Annotated in this window: 1 protein-coding gene and 1 pseudogene; both read left to right on the top strand. The window is 55.6% G+C overall.

All coding sequences use genetic code 11. The features are described from left to right. Positions 1–103, top strand: a pseudogene (locus tag AC1DVH_RS32015) (amino acid ABC transporter permease); the annotation flags it as partial. A 103-nt stretch (positions 104–206) separates the two neighbouring features. Beyond that, the coding region (locus AC1DVH_RS32010) for an ATP-binding cassette domain-containing protein (protein WP_477757154.1) at positions 207–836 on the top strand (630 nt) is incomplete at its 3' end.

The raw sequence follows: 836 nt of genomic DNA, 5'->3' as shown, positions 1-836 counted from the left end.
CGGTATTACTGCGCTGATTTACCTGATGGTTACCTTCGCGCTTGTCGGACTATTCCGCATCGCCGAGCGCCGTTGGTTGGCTTTCCTTGGTCCGGCTCATTAGGGCTTGGTACTCCATATGGCCGCTCATTAGGCCTCGGGCTTTGTCGCCGGCTGTCACAGCTGCACAGCGACGCCACATTTTCCCTTAGAGGATGATTGCGCACATGTACAAATTGACTGTTGAAGAACTGCACAAGAGTTACGGTAACCACGAAGTACTCAAGGGCGTATCTCTGAAAGCCAAAACTGGTGATGTGATCAGTTTGATCGGCGCCAGTGGGTCAGGCAAAAGTACCTTCCTGCGCTGCATCAACTTTCTCGAAACACCCAATGACGGAGCCATGAGCCTGGACGGCAAGCAGATTCGCATGGTCAAAAACCATCATGGCATGCAGGTGGCCGATGCCTCTGAGTTGCAAAGGCTGCGCACCCGTCTAGCCATGGTCTTCCAGCACTTCAATCTGTGGGGCCACATGACCGTTCTGGAAAACATCACGATGGCCCCGCGCCGGGTGCTGGGTGTCAGCAAAAAAGATGCTGAAGATCGTGCCCGACGTTATCTGGACAAGGTGGGGCTGCCAGCGCGTGTTGCGGAGCAGTTTCCAGCATTTCTCTCTGGCGGTCAGCAACAGCGAGTGGCGATTGCACGAGCATTAGCGATGGAGCCGGAGGTTCTGCTGTTCGACGAACCGACGTCGGCGCTGGATCCGGAACTGGTGGGCGAAGTACTAAAGGTGATTCAGGGCCTGGCCGAAGAAGGCCGGACCATGATCATGGTGACCCACGAAATGAGC

The organism is Pseudomonas sp. P4_C3, from assembly GCF_056402075.1.
The sequence above is the reverse complement of the archived record's forward strand: the minus strand, read 5'-3'. Positions and strand labels throughout refer to the sequence as shown.